The 827-nt window shown below is 47.4% G+C and carries 7 tRNA genes and 1 rRNA gene; all 8 read right to left on the reverse strand.

Annotation, left to right across the window (positions count from 1 at the left end):
* Positions 1-75, reverse strand: a tRNA-Gly gene (locus M467_RS24095).
* A 21-nt stretch (positions 76-96) separates the two neighbouring features.
* Positions 97-177: transfer RNA gene (locus M467_RS24100), tRNA-Leu, on the reverse strand.
* 35 nt (positions 178-212) lie between these two features.
* A tRNA-Lys gene (locus tag M467_RS24105) sits at positions 213-288 on the reverse strand.
* 16 nt (positions 289-304) lie between these two features.
* Positions 305-380: transfer RNA gene (locus tag M467_RS24110), tRNA-His, on the reverse strand.
* An 11-nt stretch (positions 381-391) separates the two neighbouring features.
* Positions 392-467: transfer RNA gene (locus M467_RS24115), tRNA-Thr, on the reverse strand.
* Positions 468-475: 8 nt separating this feature from the next.
* Positions 476-551 (reverse strand) — tRNA-Phe (locus tag M467_RS24120).
* A 24-nt stretch (positions 552-575) separates the two neighbouring features.
* Positions 576-651: transfer RNA gene (locus M467_RS24125), tRNA-Asp, on the reverse strand.
* An 83-nt stretch (positions 652-734) separates the two neighbouring features.
* Positions 735-827, reverse strand: a 5S ribosomal RNA gene (rrf, locus tag M467_RS31480); the annotation flags it as partial.

Genomic DNA, 827 nt, shown 5'->3' on the forward strand with positions numbered 1-827 from the left:
TGGAGCGGAAGACGGGATTCGAACCCGCGACCCCGACCTTGGCAAGGTCGTATTCTACCACTGAACTACTTCCGCAATATAAAATTAGATTAGAGATGCGGGTGAAGGGACTCGAACCCCCACGTCAAAGACACTAGATCCTAAGTCTAGCGCGTCTACCAATTCCGCCACACCCGCATATAAAATATTTAAGTATAGAAATTAATGAGAAATGGTGAGCCATGCAGGGCTCGAACCTGCGACCCTCTGATTAAAAGTCAGATGCTCTACCAACTGAGCTAATGGCTCATTAATTTTTAAAAAATGGGGCGGCTGAAGGGAATTGAACCCTCGAATGCCGGAATCACAATCCGGTGCGTTAACCACTTCGCCACAACCGCCATGAGAAAAATGGTGCCGGCGAAAGGATTCGAACCCTCGACCCTCTGATTACAAGTCAGATGCTCTACCAACTGAGCTACACCGGCGCTGTAAATGGTGGCTTTGGACGGAATCGAACCGCCGACACAAGGATTTTCAGTCCTTTGCTCTACCAACTGAGCTACAAAGCCAACTTATTAAATTAAATAAAAAAATGGCGGTCCCGACGGGATTCGAACCCGCGATCTTCTGCGTGACAGGCAGACATGTTAACCACTACACCACGGGACCGTTTTAAATAATTACTGTATCGACTTTACCTATTTTAAGTCTCCTCAAGAAGAAAGTCAATAATTTTTTCAAAAAAATAAACAGCCTGGCAGCGTCCTATCCTCACAGGGGGAGACCCCCAACTACTTTCGGCGCTGAAGCGCTTAACTTCCGTGTTCGGCATGGGAACGGGTGTG

Origin of the sequence: Exiguobacterium chiriqhucha RW-2, assembly GCF_000416965.1 — a bacterium.
GTDB classification, from domain to species: Bacteria; Bacillota; Bacilli; order Exiguobacteriales; family Exiguobacteriaceae; genus Exiguobacterium; species Exiguobacterium chiriqhucha.